Below are 17,428 nucleotides of genomic sequence, written 5' to 3' on the forward strand. Positions count from 1 at the left end.
AACGGCTACCTCACCAGCAGCGCGGTGACGAACTGCAGCAGATGCCAGGCCACATAAGCGCTGAGCGAGCAGAACGCCCACTCCTTGGCCCGCGAGATCCGCGACACCCGCCGCAGCACCTCGACCGCCTCCCGCTGCGGCCGAGCCGTGATGGCCAGGAAGTACGCCGACACCAGCCAGGCCGCCCCCGACGCGGTCACCAGGCCGAGTGAGAGGGCCAGCAGCGCTCCCGAGGCGGGCATCGGGTCAGCCGGCGAGAGGCCGGGGGAGAGCTGGCGGTACCAGAAGGCGAGCACTCCGGTCAGCACGGAGACGGTGATCCGCCTGTCCTTGCGCGCCTGTCGCTTGAGCCAGTGCAGGTCCCGACTGAGCCAGCGCAGGTCTCGACGCGGCTGGTTTCTGAGCATCCGGTTCACCTCCGTTGGAGTAGCTGGTCGTACCAGCTAACGGCAGGAACCCGGTCAAGATCTGCGACCTCAGGTCGCAAAATTTACGACATTTGGCGGAGTTCGGCGGAGGCTTTCTTGAGTTCGAAGACGTCACCCACCTCCTCCAGGATGCGTACCGCCTCCCTCAGGTTGGCCACGGCCTCGGCGCGGTCGCCGGCCCGGTGGGCGATCAGGCCGATGGCCCGCAACGCGCAGCCCAGGTCGCGCCGGGTGCCGCAGACGAGATGCACGTCCTTGGCCTGTGACGCGAACGCCAGCGCCTCATCAGGCCGGTCCAGGTCGAGCAGGATCATGGCCAGCGTGGTGAGCGCCGCCGCCCAGCGGTCTTTGGTGGCGCTCTCGTTCTGCAACTCGACCGTCTCCCTGGCGTACTCGAGCGCGGCGGCCGTCTTGCCCGCGACGTGCAGGGCCTGCGCGATCGACAGCAGCGCGCTGGCCTTGTTGTCGCGTACCTCCTCCCGGATCTCCAGCGACGCCTTGGCGGCGCGCAGCGCGTCCTTGTGCCGGTCCAGCGACAGGTACGTGTAGGCGAGCGTCTCCTGGACGTCCGCCTCGGCCCGGCGGTTGCCCATGCCCTGGACGAGGTCCAGCGCCTCCAGCGCGTGGACGAACGCGACCTGCGGCAACCCCTGGCGTCGCCGTACCCGCGCCAGCCGGTTGAGCATCCTGGCCTCCACCGGCAGGTCGTGGATCTCCCGGCTGATGGCGAGCGCCTGGTTGAGGTAGTCGTCGGCGCGCAGGTAGTCGGCCAGCCGCCAGTGCACCAGCCCGATGTCGCCGAGCGTCTCGGCGCGTCCCTGCTCGTGGTGGAGCTCCCGCTGTACGGCCAGCGCCTGCTCGTAGTGTTCGAGAGCCTCGTCGTAACGGGAGCCGTTGCGCGCGATGCGGCCCAGCGTGCACAGGGCCCGGCCGCAGCCGTGCTGGTCGCCGGTGGCCGTGTACCCGGCCAGGGCCCGCTCGGCGTCGCGCTGCGCGTCGTGCGGCAGCCGGAGCGAGTCGTAGATCTCGGCCAGGCAGAGCAGCGTCTCGGCCTCGCTGTGCTCGTCGCCCAGGTCGTGGCAGATGGCCAGGGCCTCCAGCCCCTCCGACAGGGCGGCGTTCGGCTCGCCCAGGTAGTGCTGGACCCGGGCCAGGATGATCAGGCTCTGGGCGGTGCCGTGCAGGTCGCCGAGCTGCTCGCGTACCTCCAGCGCCTGCCCGGCGTGGTGCAGCGCGAGCTCGTGCCGTTCCTGCGACAGGTGCAGGCGCGACAGCGAGTGCAGGCAGTCGGCGACCCCGGCCAGGTCGCCGATCTCCTCGTAGACCTCCAGCGCCTCGCCCGCGCACTTGAGCGCGTCCTCGCTGTTGCCTGCGATGCCGTGTACCTCGGCCAGGTCGTTCAGGGCGCGGGCCCGGCCCTCGCGGTCGCCGAGCGAGGTGAAGTCGGACAGCGCCTCGCCGATGTAGCGGGCGGCCTGGGTGGACGGGCCGATGTCGCGGTGGATCGAGCCGAGATGGCTGCGCATCAGCGCGATCGCCCGCCGGTCGCCGATCCGTGCCGCCGAGTTGAGCCCGATCTGCTGGATCTCCAGGTCGTTCTGGTAGTAACGCAACCGCCTGAACGGCTCGAACACCGCCTCGGCCAGCCGCCAGGCGGCGTGGTGCGCGCCGGTCTCCTCAGCCAGCCGTACGACGGAGACCAGCGACCGGCGCTCGGCCTCGAACCACGCGCGTGGCGTGGCCGGGTCGGTCGCCATGCCCAGGTAGTGGTCGAGCAGCCGGACCCTGGCCTCGCGCACGCCGGCCTCCGCGTGCCTGCCCAGCTCTCTGGCCAGCCGCTTGACCAGGTCGTGCACGCGATAGCGCGGCCCGGCCATCGGCTCGATCAGGTACGCCCGGTGCAGGCCCTCGACCGCGATCACCGCCTCGCTGACGGAGGCGCCGAGCGCGGCGGCCAGGACCTCGGGCGTGAAGTCCTGGCCGGGCAGCAGCCCGACGTGCCGGAAGGCGCGCCGCTGAGGCGGGGTGAGCGACTCGTAGGCCAGGTCGAGCGCGGAACGGAAGGCGTCCTCCGGGTCGCCGGAGAGCGGCTGCCGCCGGTCGGGCCCGCGCAGCTCGCGTACCCGCGACTCGACGCTGAGCCCGGGGTCCTCGGCGAGCTTGGCCGCCGAGATGCGCAGCGCGAACGGATGGTACGAGCAGACCCTGGCCAGCTCGGCCAGCGCGTCGCGGTCGGTGGCCCGCGGCGACTCCTCGCCGAGCACCGCGACCAACAGCGCGACGGCGTTGCCCGGATCGAGTACGGACAGGTCCATCAGGTCGGCGTGTCCGGTGGCGCGTAGCGGGGCCATCCTGGTCCTGCTGGTCACCAGCACGACGCAGTCTTTGCTGCCCGGCAGCAGCGCCCGCACCTGCGCCGGGTCGGCGGCGTTGTCCAGGATGAGCAGCAGCTTCCGCCCCGCCAGGCGGCTCCGGTACAGCAGCATCAGCTCGGCCTCGTCGGAGGCGGGCATCTGCTCGCCGACACCGAGCGAGCGCAGGATCTGCCCGAGTGCCTCGGCCGGGGTCATGGGCGGCTGGCTGGGCGACTGGCCGCGCAGATCGATCACGATCTGCCCGTCGGGGAACCGCCAGGCCTGCTGGTGCGCCCAGCGCGTGACCAGCGCCGTCTTCCCCACGCCCGGTAACCCTTGGACGACCATCGTGTTCGGCCGGCGCGGCCGCTCCAGCCACGAGCTGAGCAGGTCGAGACTCTGCTGCCGCCCGGTGAAGTCGGAGACGTCGGCAGGCAACTGAGCGGGCCGGGGCACCTCCCCTGCGGGCAACGCCTCGACCGGCGCGCCCGGCCGGGTCAGGAACGGGGTGACCCGCCCCTCCCAGGGAGCGGACAAGTGCTCCCAGGCCCCGGCGACGCCCCGCAACGCCGCCGCGTCGGAGATCCGCAGCCGCCGGTACCCGGGCCGGACCAGCCAGCCCCGCCGAACCCACTGAGTGAGCTGCCGCTGCACCACATCGGGCGCGCTGCCCACCAGATCGGCCAGCGTCTCCATGGACAGGGGCGGCGCCGACTCGCCGGCCAGCCCGTAACGCTCGTCCAGGTGCAGTAGCCACACGGCCAGCCGCGCGGCGACGGGCGCCCGGGCCAGCGCCTCATGCCTGCGGGCGGCGACGTCCCTGGCGAACAGTTCCTGCACCAACGCCATGGCCACGGCCGTATTGGCCGCGGCGTGTTCCCGCAATGTCCGCACATCGATCGGCCACGCCCGAACCTCGGTCAGCGCGTCGATCCGAACCCGCTCGGCCGGACTCCAGAACGCCAATTCCCCGACGAGATCCCCATCGGCCCGGAGATCGTGAATGCCTTCACGCTCGCCGCCCGCCAAATATTCCCGCGCATAGCCGTAATCGATGACAAATACGCGGTTGGCGGGCCGCAATACAGAGCAAATACTTTCGTTACGCCGGAAAATCCGGGGTCGCGCGCCTTCTTCGACGAGCGACCGAAAGATCCCCACCCCGACACCACCCCCCTCGGGACGGCGGTGTCCGCGACGAAACAGCCCACACGACATGACAGCGACACGACCGCCAAGGGCCGTCCTGTCACATCAGTGGAACCCTGGCGACAGCACCTGTCAACCGCGGGCTACCCGGGCTGTGCCGTGAAGATCACGCGTGGGCCGGCTCCGTACGGTCGGGGACGAACCGGTAGCCCACGTTGCGGACCGTGCCGATCAGGGACTCGTACTCGGTGCCCAGCTTCGCGCGCAGCCGCCGGACGTGCACGTCGACCGTCCGGGTGCCCCCGAAGTAGTCGTAGCCCCACACCTCCTGCAGCAACTGGGCGCGGGTGAACACGCGGCCGGGGTGCTGCGCGAGGTATTTGAGCAGCTCGAACTCCTTGAACGTCAGATCGAGCACCCGCCCCCGCAGTCGCGCCGTATAAGTCGCCTCATCGATGGACAGATCGCCACTGCGGATCTCGTCCGGAACGTCCTCGGCCTGGGTCGTACGGCCGATGGACATGCGCAGCCGCGCCTCCACCTCGGCCGGCCCCGCGCTGTCGAGCAGCACGTCGTCGACGCCCCACTCGGCGGTCATCGCGGCCAGCCCGCCCTCGGTGACGATCACCAGCAGCGGGCAGTCGATGCCCGTCGTGCGGATCAACCGGCACAGGCTTTTGGCCTGCACCAACTCCTTTCGGGCGTCGACCAGAACCGCGTCCGCGGGCGGCGTGTCGATCAGCGCGGACGCCTCGGCCGGCGAGACGCGGACCGAGTGGAGCAGCAACCCCAGTGCCGGTAGCACCTCGGCTGATGGCTCAAGGGCGTTGGTCAGCAGGAGCAGGTTGCTCATATCGGCCTCCTCAAACACACAAGGACCCGGGGGCTTCGTCGCCCAGGTCCTGTAGGCGAGGATATCCCACGCGAACGTCGCGTCCATTGCGCGTCCACCAGATGAACAGCGTAAACCATGGTTCGCGGATGTTAACGCGGTCCCACAATGGAGCTGAGCCGAATGTGAGGTGGCCATGGCCACGGGAAAGGTACGTTATTGGGCCGCCGCGAAAGAGGCGGCCGGAGTGGCCGAGGAGCCGTTCGACGCGGTCACACTTGGCGAACTCATGACCAAAATCACACAAAATCGTGCCGAACTTGCCCGCGTGATCGGCCGTTCGTCCTTCCTGGTCGACGGCTCGCCGGTGGGCAAGCGGGCCCACGAGGAGGTGATCCTGGGCGACGGAGCGACGGTCGAGGTGCTGCCGCCCTTCGCCGGCGGGTGATCGGACGCTTGTTCGGGGAATGAGGCATCCCAGTCGATAAGCTCATGATCCCCCGTTGTGAGACAGGATGTCCGATGCGCAAACTGATCATTTTCCTGATCGTGCTGGTCGTTCTCCTCGCCGTCGTCGATCGAGTGGCGGTCGCCGGAGTGCAGCGCGATCTCGCCAACCGGATCGGTGCCGCGGCAGACCTCAACAGCACGCCAACCGTGACAATTGAGGGCATCCCATTTCTTACACAGGCAGTCTCCGGGAGGTATCCGGAGGTACGGTTCAATCTCGGCACTCTCACCTACGGGGGAGTTCCGGTGAAGAACCTGCAGGGCGTCGCCTACGACGTGACCGCTCCGCTGGCCGACGTGCTCCAGAACAGAGCCAACGTCCGGGCCGGGCGCCTGACCGTCCGCGGCACCCTGACCAGGGCGACGATCGACAAGTACGCGCCGCAGGGCGTCAAGATCTCCGGGAACGGCCAGCGGCTCGTCGCGTCGGGTGAGGTGACGGTAGGGGTGAGCAAGGTGAAGTTCAACGCGGAGCTGCGCGTCCAGGTCACCGACGGGGGTATCAAGCTCCAAGCGGAGAAGATCCAGGGCGTGCCCGCCGCGCTCGCGCAGTTCGTGACGTACACGATCCCGTTCAAGGGGAAGCTCCCGTTCGACGTCAAGGTGACAGGAGTGAAGAGCGTGGCCGAAGGATTGGAGTTCGCTGCCGAAGCGTCTGACGTGCCGCTCCGTGGATGACTTCGAACCGGTCAGCCCCGCCGTACGTGATGAGGGTGTGACTGCAGCCGACACCGCCGACGAGGAGCTGGTTAAGACTCTCTTCGACGAGCACGCTGGGCCACTCTACGGATACGTGCTGCGACTCACGGGCGATTCGGGACGAGCGGAGGACGTCGTGCAGGAAACGCTGCTGCGGGCTTGGCGGCATCCTGACGCCCTCACCGGCCGCCCGATTCGTGCATGGTTGTTTACGGTTGCCCGTAATCTCGTCGTAGACCAGCACCGCGCCCGCAAGTCCCGCCCGCCGGAGACCGGTGATGAGGCGCTCGCCGTACTACCGGCGGACGACGAGCTGGAGCGGGCGGTCGAGTCGTGGGCCGTGGCCGAGGCGCTGGCCGCGTTGCGGCCCGAGCACCGTGAGGTGCTGTTGGAGGTCTACTACCGGGGGAGATCGGTGAAGGAGGCGTCGGCCACGCTGGGCATCCCGCCGGGCACGGTCAAGTCACGCACCTACTACGCGCTGCGCGCGCTCAGGCTCGCGCTCGAGGAGCGAGGGCTGGCGCCGTGATGACGTGTGAGGAGGTGCGGCTGTCACTGGGCGCGCACGCGCTCGGCGCGCTGGAGCCCGAAGAGGCGATGGAGATCGACGTCCACCTGGCGACCTGTGAGGTGTGCGGAGGCGAGCTCCTGGACATGGAGGGCGTCGCGTCCTTCCTCGGCAAGGTGTCGGAGCGCGACGTCGAGCTGGTCGCCAGCCCCCCGCGCCAGGTGCTCGACCGGCTGCTGAACGCCCGCGCCCGGCGCCGCAGGAGGGGACGCGCGCTGCTGGCCGTGGCCGCCTCGGTCGCGGTGATGGCGGTCGGCGGCACGGTGTGGACGGCCTCCCAGCAGTCGAACGCCCACCAGACCTCCGCCGCCGCGCCCGCCGCCAGCGCCGCGCCGTCCGCGCCCCAGGAGAACTCGGCGTTCTCCGCGGCACAGGACAGCGCGCCGAGTGACGCGCAGCGCAAGTCCGCGGTGCGGCCGACCCCGAGGCCATCGGCGAGCCCGACGGCACCCGGCCGCGAGTTCGCCGGCGAGAACGAGGCCAGGCGCTACTACGCGACCGTGGCGGCCTTCCCCGGCGACGACGTGACCAAGCTGGCGGTACGGATCAAGGGCGTGCCGATCGGCACGACGTGCCAGCTGGTGGTGGTCGGCAAGCGAGGGGAGCTCGACCCCACCGAGAGCTGGACGGTCGAGCGCGAGACCTACGCGGACAAGGCCGTCTTCCCGCGCCAGACCCGGATCCCGATGAACGACATCGCCAGGTTCGAGATCGTCGACGCGGGCGGCAAGGTGCTCGTCAAGATTCCGGTCCCCAAGCGGAAGTAATCCGTTCCCCCCGAGGTTGCAACAAGGGATGACAGGACTATGGGTGGTGCTGGCGACGCTGGCGCTCGGCTCGGTGATCGGGGTGGTACGGCTGCGCCGCGACGGCAGGGTGCGCGACACGGCTCAGGCGGACGACCGCCTGGTCATGGCCGACCTCGGTACGGACCTGGGCGAGCGGGCGACGCTCGTGCAGTTCTCGACCGCCTTCTGCCAGCCGTGCCGGGCGACCCGGCGGGTGCTGGCCGACGTCAGCGAGCTCGTGCCGGGTGTGGCGCATGTCGAGATCGACGCGGAGTCGCGGCTGGATCTCGTGCGGCGGCTCGACATCATGCGTACGCCGACGGTCCTCGTCCTCGACAGCTCAGGAAACATCGTGAAAAGGGCGTCCGGCCAGCCCCGCAAGGCGGACGTTCTCGCCGCTCTGGCAGGGGCTGTGTCTCACGTTTCGTCTCAAAACCCGGACGACATGTGACAGATGGCGAGACGGCGGGTAGTGTCATCGCCATGAACCCATCGACAGAGCTGCTGACGAAGCGGCGCGCGGTTGATTTCTGCCGCGTCGCCACCGCGCTCTGTCGCGCTGCCTGAGGACGGTCTCGCGCGGACTTCCGATCCGCCCCAATCCGACCCCCTTCAGGAGCATCCTTCGATGCGTGCCGACCCTAGAGCGCTGCGCTTCAGCGCGATCATTACGACTGTGGTCCTCGCCCTCGTCCTGGTGACGGGGAGCGTCTGGCCGTCGGCTGCGCCGGTGCTGCTCGCCGCTCAGGCGCTGGTCTTCGCACTCGGCGTGGCACACCGCTCGCCGTACGGGATGCTTTACAAGGCGTTCGTCAAGAGCGCTCCGAAGGAGACAGAGGACGCCCGCCCGCCCCGCTTCGCGCAGGGTGTCGGGCTGGTCTTCGCGGTCGCGGGCCTGGTCGGATACCTCGCCGGGATCACGCCGCTGGCCCTCGTGGCCACGGCTGCGGCTCTCCTCGCCGCCTTCCTCAACGCAGCCTTTGGATTCTGCCTTGGCTGCGAAACGTATCTGCTGATTCGCCGTCTACTGCCCGCCGCCAAATTGGAGGTTCCCGAATGAGCCGCTCCGCCGTCCTGGTGGATGCCGAATGGGTCGAGGCCAACCTCGACACCCCCGGCGTCGTCCTCGTCGAGGTCGATGAAGACGCCAGTGCCTATGACAAGGGCCACATCCGTGGCGCCGTGAAGGTCGATTGGCAGAAGGACCTTCAGGACCCGGTCCGCCGCGACTTCGTGGACAAGACCGGCTTCGAGACGCTGCTGTCCGAGCGCGGCATCTCCAACGACGACACCGTCGTGCTTTATGGCGGAAACAACAACTGGTTCGCCGCCTACGCCTACTGGTACTTCAAGCTCTACGGCCACGACAACGTCAAGCTGCTCGACGGCGGGCGTAAGAAGTGGGAGCTCGACTCGCGCGAGCTGGTCAAGGACGTGCCGCAGCGCGCCAAGACCTCCTACGTGGCCCAGGAGCAGGACCTCGCCATCCGCGCCTTCCGCGACGACGTGGTCGCCGCGATCGGCAAGCTCAACCTGGTCGACGTCCGCTCTCCCGACGAGTTCACCGGCAAGCTGCTCGCCCCGGCCCACCTGCCACAGGAGCAGGCGCAGCGCGCGGGTCACGTACCCACCGCTCGCAGCATCCCGTGGTCCAAGGCGGCCAACGACGACGGCACCTTCAAGACCGACGATGACCTGCGCACGCTTTACGGCGACGCGGGCGTCAACTTCGACAAGGACACGATCGCCTACTGCCGCATCGGCGAGCGTTCGGCGCACACCTGGTTCGTGCTGCACGAGCTGCTCGACCAGGCGAACGTGAAGAACTACGACGGTTCGTGGACCGAATACGGCTCGCTCGTGGGCGTGCCGATCGAGTTGGGGGAAGCCCGCTGATGAGCACCACTCAGACCGCACAGACCGTACAGGCCGCACCGGGTTGCGGAGCTCCGGAGCAGACCATCACGCTGCCCGCGGGGATCGATCTGTCCAACCAGGCCGTGATCCAGGGCGTCGTGACGGGCGTCGGCACCGCGTACGCGCGGCTGCTCGACCACTCCGGCGAGTTCACCGGCGAAGTCGTCGTGTCGGACGAGGGCGTGTTCCGCTTCTTCGCCGCACCGGGCGACTGGACCGTGCGCATCATCGCCGGCGGCGGCGTCACGCGTGACGTCCAGGTCGAGGCGAGGCTGGGCGAAGTGTCGCAGCTGGCCGTCACCGTCTGATCCATCTGTCTCCAGAACAGGCTCGCGTCCTCCTGGGCGCATGAAAGGACCCGCGTCCGACTTCGGGCGCGGGTCTTTTCGCTTGTCGCGGCGCTTTCCAGCGCCGTGACGAGACGGTGGGACCATGGCCGGTCAAGCGTGCAACCGAATCCGCGCCGGCGGTGTTCTACCTGGTGTGAGTGACATCGACTGCCTCGACCCGGTGCGGAAGGCGCTGCTCGACGACCTCGATGAGGGGTTCGCCGAGCTGTTCGGCGTCTATCGCGGGGTGGTGTTCTCGACCGCGTTGCGGCTGAGCGGTCGGTGGGCCGACGCCGAGGACCTCACCGCTGAGACGTTCCTGCGTGCCTACCGGGCCATGGCCGGCTATGAGCGGGACCGGATCGCCGCCTTGCAACCGCGCGCTTGGCTCCTGACCATTCTGCTGAACATCTGGCGGAACTGCGCCCGTGCCAAGTCCCGGAAGCCGCCACCCGATCTGCGTGAGGAGCCGGTCGATACCGTTGATCCACGGGAGAGCGTCGAAGACGCGGCGGCGCGGCGTGAGACCGGCGACGAGCTCGCCGAGTTGCTCGGCATGCTGCCCGACGAACAGCGGGCGGCCGTCGTGCTCAAGCATGTCGTCGATCTGCCGGTCAGTGAGATCGCCAGGGTGCTCAGGATTCCGCAGGGCACCGTCAAGTCGCACGTGTCGCGGGGACTGAAGCGCCTGCGCACGCTAGGAGGTGCCCCATGACCCAGGATCCGCTGCTCGCCGGACTCGCGGCCCTCGCCACGGACGCGCCCGACGGGCTGCTCGACCGGATCGCCGCGCGCTGGGTGACGGCGCCGGGCCCGCTCGGGGAGGTGTCCGTCGCGTTCACCGACCAGGGCATCTCCTACGTTCATCTGGGCGACGGCTTCGCCGCCGCCTTCAGGGCCCGCGCCGGACGTCCGTTGCTGCCCGCCGACCGGCCGCCCGCCGGACTGGTGCCCGCGCTGCGCACAGGACGGTCCTCGGGGATCGCGCTCGACCTGCGGGGGCTGAGCGACTTCCAGCGCGACGTCCTGCTCGCCGCCCGGACGATCCCCCGGGGCGAGGTGCGGCCCTACGCTTGGGTCGCGGCCCGGGTGGGCAGGCCCAAGGCGGTGCGCGCGGTGGGTGCGGCGCTGGGCGCGAACCCGGTCCCGCTGCTCGTCCCGTGCCACCGGGTGACCAGGTCCGACGGGGTGGCGGGCGACTACGTGTTCGGGGCGACGGCCAAGGAACGGCTGCTGCTGGCCGAGGGCGTGGATCTGGACGCGCTGCGCGGGCTGGCGCGGGAGCGGGTGTTCTACCTGGCCAGCGACACCACGGGCGTGGTGTGCTTCCCGACCTGTCACAACGCCCGGCGCATCACCTCCGCGCACCGGCACGGCTTCCGCAGCCTCGCCCAGGCTCAGGAGGCCGGCTACCGGCCCTGCCGGACGTGCAAGCCCGCCCTGGCCGCCTGAGTGCCCCTCAGGGGCGGACCGGCGTCGGGTAGCGCATCAGCAGCGAGGCTTTGACCTCTTCCGGGCCGACCGCGCGGTAACTGTGCGGGACGTCCGAAAGCCACGAGATGTGGTGGCCCGGTCTCGCCGTCAGCGGCGCGTCCACCGGGCCCGCGATCAGCGTGCCGCTGAAGACCGTGAGGTGCTCGCTCACGCCTTCGAGGTGCGCGGCCGAGGTCTGGGTGATGCCGGGCGGGATGCGCAGCCGGTACAGCTCGTAGGTCACCCACTCGTCCTCGAACAGCTCCAGCAGCGCCGCCTCGATCGCCGTGCCACGCATGATCTGCGGCGACGGCGGCGTGTCGAGTATCGCGCCGATCGGCACGCCGAGCTGGGCGGTGATGGCCCAGAGCGTCTCCAGCGTCGGGTTGCGCGTGCCGGTCTCCACGCCGGACAGAGTCGCCTTGCCGATGCCGGCGCGATTGGCCAGCTCGGACAGCGAGACGCCGGCCGCCTGCCGGAGCACCCGTACTCGCTCCCCGACCACGCGCGGATCTGTGTCCAGTGCGGGCCGCGATTCCATGTCGCCATGTTGCCTCAGAATCCCGCTGGATTGGGCCGGGCGCTCGGGGTTGGTTGTCACCATTTCGCGCTGATCATTCCGGTCCGGTGCGGGAAGGGCGTCAGACGATCATCATGCCTGATAGGCGCATGTGTCGACATGTCTGTAGGATCCCGTGGGTGTCCGCGTTGTCAGGAGTGATGGCCCCGTCCCGGTCCGTGCCCGTACCAGGGCAGGGACCGATGCCGTCGCCGTTCTCGCTGCCCTTGCACGCGCTCCGTATCGCAGGGAAGTGCGCGCTACCGCTGATCGCCTGGTTCTCGGCCGGTCAGGCGGTGCGCTTCGCGCTGCTCTATCTCGGCACTGAGATCTCTCATGGAGACGCCCGGCAGTTCCGCCTGGTCGCGACCATCGCGGTGCTGACGCTCATCGTCCTGGCGTCGATGACGGTCACCGCGGGCATGCTGTGGTCGCTGCGGGGCGCGCTCTGGGAGATCGCCGCCCGGCGGGCGTCGGGCGAGGAGGACGAGCGCTACTGGGTCTCGATGAACCGCGTCGCCCCGGCTTTCGCGGTCATATATCTGACCTGGGGGTTCCATGTCGAGGACGCCCGGGACTTCGTACAGACCGACTTCCTGCACAACATCGACGACTTCTTCAGCGACAGTTTCCTCGGCAGGAGCAGCACGGTCGGGCGGGGGCTCATCGACCTCGACTGGCGGATCTCGCTCGCGCTGATGGTGGTCGCGTTCCTGCTGCGCGCGCTGTTCAGCAGAATGGTGGAGCGGGGGGACGGGAAGGTCTCCGGGCTGGCCACGGCGGTGTCGGAGTTCGCCTTCGTGTTCTTCAGCCTGAACGCCACCTTCGTGCTGGCCAACGCGCGCTCCGACTGGGTCTCGCACCGCGCCGCCGTGTCCACCTCCGGCCAGCTCGTGTCGCAGGCCGAGCAGAACATCCCGGGCTGGGAGGCGTTCTGGGGAGCGGTCGGTGACATCTGGCCGTACATCGTGGACGGCGTCTTCATCCCGCTCACCTGGCTCACGGTGGCGGTGCTGGTCTTCGGCACGTACGCCGACGACGCCCGTACGATGCTCCGCGACACCCGCTTCGAGAAGGGGATCGACAAGCTCTACTCGACTCACTCGCTCACCCAGAAGTCGGTCGAGAGGATCACCGGCGGCTTCCAGGAGCGTTGGGTCCCGCTGGCCAACTCCTTCAGGCAGACGCTGACGGGCGGTATGGCGCTGTTCGGGATGATGTGCCTGTGCTACGTGTCGCTGCACGTCGGCGCGGAGTACGCGATGCGCGGCGTGCGGACGCTGATCGGGTCGAAGACGGAGTGGTTCTGGATGGCCATCGGTCCGCCCATCGACTTCGTCCAGAACCTGCTCGTCACGGTCCTGACCATGGCCCTGCTGGCCGCCGCGTTCGACATCGCGGCCACGCGCGGCCGCCGGATGGCGCCGGCGCCCGCCGTACCCGACGGCCGGATGGGCGCCGGCGCCTGAAGCGCCTTAGGCGCCGGACGGGGCGTCAGCGCTTGAAGCGCAGCACGTCCTGCTCCGGTTCGGTCTTCGTGGTCATCAGTTCGCTCGTGGGGATGTCCGCGCGGTAGTTGCTCGGCGTGAGCAGCAGCTCGACCTCGCCCGCCTGCGCTTGCGGCACCCGGGCATAGGCCGTCATCCGGTACGGCTTGCCGATCTCCATCTTCTCGGTCGGCGTCGTGTCGTCGGCGACGAGGGCCACCCAGGTGCGGCCCTGGCGATCCGTCACGAAGAGTTCCTTGGGTTTGGCCGTCTTGACCGCGCCGTCCGCGTCGACGGCCGACCGGACGATGTCGATCTTGGCGTAGGCCGTCCCCGGCTGGGGCTTGTCGCCGGGCAACTGCGGCACGGTCGCCAGCGTGGACTTCCAGCTGACGTGCTTGACCGTGACGGACTGCCCCGCCGGCACCACCTGCTCCCGCATCGGCGAAGACTGCCCCGACCGGACCAGGTAGACGTGATAGCGGTCGTAGGTCAGCGCCCCGAGCGCCACGACCAGCGCGGCCGCGGCGCCGAGCGCCGTCAGCACAGGTCGGCGCCGGCGCGGCGGCGGAGCCACGGCGGCCGGGACCTCGATGGTGGGCGGCTCTACGGGTGGTTCTACAGGCGGGGCTATGTGCGGGGGCGCTTCTACGGGAGGGGGCGGTTCTACGGCGGGGGGTTGCCTGGAGGGCCGAGGCAGCGGCCCGGCGCTGGGGATGGCCGGGATCGGCTGGGTGGAGCTCTCCACCGTGGGTTCCACCCGCTTGGGCGGCCACACCTGCTGGTCGGGAGGGACGATCCGCGGGGCGCGCGAGACCGGACGCCGGCGCCGCGGCCTCGCCTGAGGCTGAGCGGGGGGCTGGGATGGAGGCTGACGCTGGGGGTCCGGATTCTGGCTGGGCGGAGGGGAGAACCAGCCGCGGTCGTCTGTGCTCATCAGCTCTTCTTCAGGGTGTAGACATCGCTGGGCGCCGACTTGAGCCGGGCCGCCGCCGGGCCGTCGATGCCCAGGTCGACCTCGACCTCCGGCTCGAAAGGCTCGACCAGTGCCGATCCGGGCAGCTTGAACACGACCCGCGCGCCTTCGAGCGCCGAAGGGGGGATCTCGAAGACGAAGTAGCCGTTGACCCAGAAGCCCGGCTGCACCCAGGGGTTGGCCAGCGTCTCGGAGGACTCGATCTTGTCCGTGGCGTCGTAGGTGACGCCGTCCGGAGTCAGCAGCGCGGGCGTGCCCAGGTGCATGGGCTTGGTGTCCGAGGTCGCGGACGCCTGGACGACCAGGAACAGCTGCTCGGTCTCCACCTTCCCGGACAGACCCTGTACGGCGCGCGCCGACGCTACCGAGTTGACGCGCACCGCGAACCTGCCCGCGTTCACGTCCTGGCCCTTGGCGCCGACGGTGGTGATGGGCGCGTCGATCTCGTTCGGGGTCGGGTTGAGCGTCTGGAGGCCGACGGCGCCGCCCAGCAGCACCAGGCCGGCGAGGGCGCCGAGCACCCGCGAGCCGCCCGGCCGGCGGGAACGGGAACCGCGGCCGCGCGGGCGGCGGGAAGCCGTGGCGGTCATGCCGCCTCCGCGTCGTGCACCGGGAGCGTCACCTGGGCCTGGACGACGGGGAGCCGGACGTTGTCGTCATCTTCCGAGATCATGTTCCAGTGGAAGCTCGGGTCGTTGAAGCCCGGCTCGTAGGCGAAGCCCCCCACGTCCAGCGTCACCTTCTTCGGAGGCGTGGCCGCCTTGTCCAGGTCGTACCGGAGGATGACCGTGGTCGGGACGCCCGGCTGGAGCTGGCCGCTCTTCGCGTTCTTCGACAGGCTGTAGACCGACGGCACGCCCTTCACCTGCACCTGCGGGGTCACCTTGACCAGCGACCCGGCGAAGCTCGTCAGCGAGGCCGCGCGCTCCGGCTTGTCCGGCGGAAGGCCGACCATGGCGGTGGCCTTGCCTTGGTTCGTCACCTTGAAGACCAGCTCCACGAAGCGCTTGTCGGTATCCCAGGCGGCTGTGGCCTTCTGCGTGCTCACCTTGGCCGCCACGAACTGGGTGCTGAACTGTCCCTGGTCGAGCACCGCTCCCTCACCGTACTGGGGAGGAGCGGGATCGGGAACCTCGGCGAAACCGCCGAGCAGGGCGGTGATGCCGAGGGCGGTGACCGCCACCAGGGCCACTGCGGGCACCACTACCGGGCGTTTGGGTTTGTCGCTGCCGCCGGAGGGTTCCGTCATGGGTAAGGATGGTAATAGGTCACGCTTGCCCCATCTGCCGCTAGCCTCCCATCTGGCTGGTCTAATTGCCGAGAACCCTGCCGCAGCAGGGGGTGTAGCTCATACGCTGTCACGGAGCGGAGGGTCAGCCCCCACTAACGACATATCGCGGCCGGAGGGTCACGTGGCGGACGTGCATCCCGAGCATGCGCAGCTCCAGGCGGACCGCATCTACCTGGGCTGGCAGTACATCCTGCTGCATCCTGATCCGGGACCGCCGCCGAAACGCCCCTCGCCCGCCGAGGAGGAGGCCACCTCCGCGGCGGCCGACCAGGAGTTGCTGCGGCGCGAACGCTTCCAGGAAGACCTGCTCAACCGGCCCGTGCGGGTGTTCAGGGTGTTCATGGTCATCCTCACGGTGCTGATACTCGGGCTGGCCGTCGCCGGCCTCCTGCGGTGGTCGTTCGCCCTGCTCGGTCTGGTCGCGGCCGGCGGCGTGGCGATCATCTGCAGCTACGCGCTCGTCCAGGGCGACCGGGCGGTCCGTTACCGGGTGACCGAGCAGCAGGCCCGCGACGACCGCCAGCGACAGGAACGTGACAAAGAGCTGTTCCGCGCGCAGGAAGAGCACGCCCAGCGCTACCGCGAGTGGCAGGAGGTCAAGGAACGCCACGACCGCCAGCTCACCTGGTACGCCGTGGCCGTCCCCGACGAGATCGACCGCATCGACGTGGCGGGCGGCACGCTGCCCGGCTGGTCGGCGCTGATCACGCTGCTCGGCGCCACCCGCCTCTACAGCGGCGGCCACCTCACCGTGCTCGACCTGTCCGAGGGCGCGATCGCCAAGGACCTGATCGAGCTGGCCCGCCGGGGCGGCGACGACCCGCTGGTCTGGGTGCTGCCGACGGACCTGCCCCGGCTGGACCTGGGCGCGACGCTGAAGCCCGAGGCGTTCGCCGACGTACTCGCCCACGTGGTCAGCGTGAGCGAGGAGCACCGCACCACGCGCGACCTCAGCTTCGACAACGCGATCCTCGAACGGGTGCTGGAGGTGCTCGGCGAGAACGCCACGATCAACCAGGTCACCGCCGCGCTGCGGGCACTCGCCCAGGTCGGCGACCCGCGCGACGACCTGAGGTTCGGGCTGATCACGGCGACGCAGCTCGAACGGATCGGCACGCTGTTCGGGCGCGGCGTCAGCGACCGCGTGGTGATCGAGCGCGCCTGGGCCCTGGAGTCGCAGTTGCGCAAGCTGGAGACGCTCGGCACGCAGGCCGTACGGCTGCCGCCGGCCAGGCTCAGGGTGGTGAGCATGGACCGGCAGGCCGGTGTGTTCGGCAACCGGGTCCTCGGCACCTACGTGGCCACCGCGCTCACCCACATCCTGCGCCAATCGCCCGCCTCCGACCGGCCCTGGTATCACACGATCATCGTGGCGGGCGCCGACAAGCTCCGCGGCGACGTGCTCGACCGGCTCATGGACGCCTGTGAGACGTCCAGGACCGGCCTGGTCCTGACATACCGGAGCCTGACCCCGACCGTGCGGGAGCGGCTCGGCAGGGGCCACGCGGCGGTGGCGTTCATGCGCCTGGGCAACGCCGAGGACGCCAGGGTGGCCAGCGAGCACGTCGGCACCGAGCACCGGCTGGAGCTGGCCCAGCTCACCGAGACGATCAGCGACTCGATCCCCGGACTCGACGGCGGCTACACCTCGACGATCTCCCAGGTCGAGGACGCTTCGGGGGCGCGCGACGACAACCGTACGGACCTCGCGGAGGACCTCGTCGAGTCGACGGAGTGGGGCAGGACGGCCGACAAGATCGCCGAGAAGGAGCGGGTGCTGCAGCGTTCCCGCGAGTTCCTCGTCGAGCCGCATCAGCTCCAGCAGTTGCCCACCACGTCCGTGATCGTCACTGACGCGACCGCGCAGGGCCGCCGGGTCCGCCTTGCCGACGCGAACCCGGCAATCCTCACATTCCCCAAGACCACGCTCGGCGAGCTGGAGGACGTCCGCGAGGCCGTACTCGCGATCGACGGCAAGGGCGGAGACGGAGACGGCGAGCCGCCGCCGAACCTCGGCCCGCCGCCGCCACGCCTGGACTGGCGCAAGGACAGGTAATGACATGGTCAA

Annotated in this window: 19 protein-coding genes; 12 read left to right on the top strand and 7 right to left on the bottom strand. The window is 69.7% G+C overall.

Features of this window, described 5'->3' with window-relative positions; genetic code table 11:
• Window positions 1-5 precede the first annotated feature (5 nt).
• The 3 genes from KLK06_RS46390 to KLK06_RS46400 form a co-directional block, all read right to left on the bottom strand.
• The gene (locus tag KLK06_RS46390) at window positions 6-407 is read right to left on the bottom strand and encodes a hypothetical protein (protein ID WP_214642141.1); all 402 of its coding nucleotides are present in this window, start codon (window positions 405-407) and stop codon (window positions 6-8) included.
• Between the two features lie 83 nt (window positions 408-490).
• On the bottom strand, window positions 491-3,631 hold the full coding sequence (locus tag KLK06_RS46395) for a tetratricopeptide repeat protein (RefSeq protein WP_374197194.1): 3,141 nt from the start codon (window positions 3,629-3,631) through the stop codon (window positions 491-493).
• A gap of 466 nt (window positions 3,632-4,097) precedes the next feature.
• On the bottom strand, window positions 4,098-4,784 hold the full coding sequence (locus tag KLK06_RS46400) for a response regulator transcription factor (protein WP_214642143.1): 687 nt from the start codon (window positions 4,782-4,784) through the stop codon (window positions 4,098-4,100).
• Between the two features lie 175 nt (window positions 4,785-4,959).
• Between KLK06_RS46400 and KLK06_RS46405 the strand changes: the two genes are divergently transcribed.
• From KLK06_RS46405 to KLK06_RS46450, 10 genes are all read left to right on the top strand, one after another.
• Window positions 4,960-5,211, top strand: coding sequence for a MoaD/ThiS family protein (locus tag KLK06_RS46405; protein ID WP_214642239.1), 252 nt, complete (start codon window positions 4,960-4,962; stop codon window positions 5,209-5,211).
• Window positions 5,212-5,285: 74 nt separating this feature from the next.
• Window positions 5,286-5,951 carry a DUF2993 domain-containing protein gene (locus KLK06_RS46410; protein ID WP_214642144.1) on the top strand — a complete coding sequence of 222 codons (666 nt, stop codon included), beginning with the start codon at window positions 5,286-5,288 and terminating at the stop codon, window positions 5,949-5,951.
• Window positions 5,952-5,988: 37 nt separating this feature from the next.
• A complete protein-coding gene (locus KLK06_RS46415) occupies window positions 5,989-6,501 on the top strand; it encodes a sigma-70 family RNA polymerase sigma factor (RefSeq protein ID WP_214642240.1) in 513 nt (170 codons plus the stop codon).
• The gene (locus tag KLK06_RS46420) at window positions 6,501-7,307 is read left to right on the top strand and encodes a zf-HC2 domain-containing protein (RefSeq protein WP_250907107.1); all 807 of its coding nucleotides are present in this window, start codon (window positions 6,501-6,503) and stop codon (window positions 7,305-7,307) included. The genes KLK06_RS46415 and KLK06_RS46420 overlap by 1 nt, the downstream gene beginning before the upstream one ends.
• Window positions 7,308-7,335: 28 nt before the next feature.
• The gene (locus KLK06_RS46425; RefSeq protein WP_214642146.1) at window positions 7,336-7,779 is read left to right on the top strand and encodes a thioredoxin family protein; all 444 of its coding nucleotides are present in this window, start codon (window positions 7,336-7,338) and stop codon (window positions 7,777-7,779) included.
• Between the two features lie 177 nt (window positions 7,780-7,956).
• Window positions 7,957-8,388: a DUF4395 domain-containing protein gene (locus tag KLK06_RS46430; protein WP_214642147.1), complete on the top strand. Its 432-nt coding sequence runs from the start codon at window positions 7,957-7,959 to the stop codon at window positions 8,386-8,388.
• Window positions 8,385-9,224 (top strand): sulfurtransferase, encoded by an 840-nt coding sequence (locus tag KLK06_RS46435; protein ID WP_214642148.1) that lies wholly within the window; start codon window positions 8,385-8,387, stop codon window positions 9,222-9,224. The genes KLK06_RS46430 and KLK06_RS46435 overlap by 4 nt, the downstream gene beginning before the upstream one ends.
• Window positions 9,224-9,553: a DUF1416 domain-containing protein gene (locus KLK06_RS46440; RefSeq protein WP_214642149.1), complete on the top strand. Its 330-nt coding sequence runs from the start codon at window positions 9,224-9,226 to the stop codon at window positions 9,551-9,553. The genes KLK06_RS46435 and KLK06_RS46440 overlap by 1 nt, the downstream gene beginning before the upstream one ends.
• 175 nt (window positions 9,554-9,728) lie before the next feature.
• The gene (locus KLK06_RS46445) at window positions 9,729-10,289 is read left to right on the top strand and encodes an RNA polymerase sigma factor (RefSeq protein WP_308168751.1); all 561 of its coding nucleotides are present in this window, start codon (window positions 9,729-9,731) and stop codon (window positions 10,287-10,289) included.
• Complete coding sequence (locus KLK06_RS46450; protein ID WP_214642150.1) at window positions 10,286-11,026, top strand: methylated-DNA--[protein]-cysteine S-methyltransferase; 741 nt, start codon at window positions 10,286-10,288, stop codon at window positions 11,024-11,026. The genes KLK06_RS46445 and KLK06_RS46450 overlap by 4 nt, the downstream gene beginning before the upstream one ends.
• Window positions 11,027-11,033: 7 nt before the next feature.
• On the opposite strand, the gene KLK06_RS46455 is transcribed toward KLK06_RS46450, so the two are convergent.
• Window positions 11,034-11,588, bottom strand: a complete 555-nt coding sequence (locus KLK06_RS46455; protein WP_214642151.1) for a helix-turn-helix domain-containing protein — start codon at window positions 11,586-11,588, stop codon at window positions 11,034-11,036.
• Window positions 11,589-11,746: 158 nt separating this feature from the next.
• On the opposite strand from KLK06_RS46455, the gene KLK06_RS46460 reads away from it, so the two are divergent.
• Window positions 11,747-13,075, top strand: a complete 1,329-nt coding sequence (locus tag KLK06_RS46460; RefSeq protein WP_214642152.1) for a hypothetical protein — start codon at window positions 11,747-11,749, stop codon at window positions 13,073-13,075.
• 25 nt (window positions 13,076-13,100) lie between these two features.
• Here KLK06_RS46460 and KLK06_RS46465 read toward each other — a convergent pair whose 3' ends face one another.
• The 3 genes from KLK06_RS46465 to KLK06_RS46475 form a co-directional block, all read right to left on the bottom strand.
• The gene (locus KLK06_RS46465) at window positions 13,101-13,670 is read right to left on the bottom strand and encodes a hypothetical protein (RefSeq protein WP_214642153.1); all 570 of its coding nucleotides are present in this window, start codon (window positions 13,668-13,670) and stop codon (window positions 13,101-13,103) included.
• A gap of 359 nt (window positions 13,671-14,029) precedes the next feature.
• Complete coding sequence (locus KLK06_RS46470) at window positions 14,030-14,659, bottom strand: hypothetical protein (protein ID WP_214642154.1); 630 nt, start codon at window positions 14,657-14,659, stop codon at window positions 14,030-14,032.
• Window positions 14,656-15,318: a hypothetical protein gene (locus KLK06_RS46475; protein WP_214642155.1), complete on the bottom strand. Its 663-nt coding sequence runs from the start codon at window positions 15,316-15,318 to the stop codon at window positions 14,656-14,658. Before KLK06_RS46475 ends, KLK06_RS46470 begins: the two co-directional genes overlap by 4 nt.
• A 163-nt stretch (window positions 15,319-15,481) precedes the next feature.
• On the opposite strand from KLK06_RS46475, the gene KLK06_RS46480 reads away from it, so the two are divergent.
• Complete coding sequence (locus KLK06_RS46480; protein ID WP_214642156.1) at window positions 15,482-17,416, top strand: hypothetical protein; 1,935 nt, start codon at window positions 15,482-15,484, stop codon at window positions 17,414-17,416.
• Window positions 17,417-17,428: the final 12 nt, after the last annotated feature.

It is taken from the genome of Nonomuraea sp. NEAU-A123, assembly GCF_018603905.1.
GTDB lineage: Bacteria > Actinomycetota > Actinomycetes > Streptosporangiales > Streptosporangiaceae > Nonomuraea.

Coding starts and splice junctions, on each gene's coding strand:
- KLK06_RS46410 (WP_214642144.1), top strand. CDS start 5,286: ATGCGCAAACTGATCATTTTCCTGATCGTGCTGGTCGTTCTCCTCGCC.
- KLK06_RS46475 (WP_214642155.1), bottom strand. CDS start 15,318: ATGACGGAACCCTCCGGCGGCAGCGACAAACCCAAACGCCCGGTAGTG.
- KLK06_RS46440 (WP_214642149.1), top strand. CDS start 9,224: ATGAGCACCACTCAGACCGCACAGACCGTACAGGCCGCACCGGGTTGC.
- KLK06_RS46405 (WP_214642239.1), top strand. CDS start 4,960: ATGGCCACGGGAAAGGTACGTTATTGGGCCGCCGCGAAAGAGGCGGCC.
- KLK06_RS46400 (WP_214642143.1), bottom strand. CDS start 4,784: ATGAGCAACCTGCTCCTGCTGACCAACGCCCTTGAGCCATCAGCCGAG.
- KLK06_RS46435 (WP_214642148.1), top strand. CDS start 8,385: ATGAGCCGCTCCGCCGTCCTGGTGGATGCCGAATGGGTCGAGGCCAAC.
- KLK06_RS46420 (WP_250907107.1), top strand. CDS start 6,501: ATGACGTGTGAGGAGGTGCGGCTGTCACTGGGCGCGCACGCGCTCGGC.
- KLK06_RS46470 (WP_214642154.1), bottom strand. CDS start 14,659: ATGACCGCCACGGCTTCCCGCCGCCCGCGCGGCCGCGGTTCCCGTTCC.
- KLK06_RS46425 (WP_214642146.1), top strand. CDS start 7,336: ATGACAGGACTATGGGTGGTGCTGGCGACGCTGGCGCTCGGCTCGGTG.
- KLK06_RS46395 (WP_374197194.1), bottom strand. CDS start 3,631: ATGGCGTTGGTGCAGGAACTGTTCGCCAGGGACGTCGCCGCCCGCAGG.
- KLK06_RS46430 (WP_214642147.1), top strand. CDS start 7,957: ATGCGTGCCGACCCTAGAGCGCTGCGCTTCAGCGCGATCATTACGACT.
- KLK06_RS46455 (WP_214642151.1), bottom strand. CDS start 11,588: ATGGAATCGCGGCCCGCACTGGACACAGATCCGCGCGTGGTCGGGGAG.
- KLK06_RS46390 (WP_214642141.1), bottom strand. CDS start 407: ATGCTCAGAAACCAGCCGCGTCGAGACCTGCGCTGGCTCAGTCGGGAC.
- KLK06_RS46450 (WP_214642150.1), top strand. CDS start 10,286: ATGACCCAGGATCCGCTGCTCGCCGGACTCGCGGCCCTCGCCACGGAC.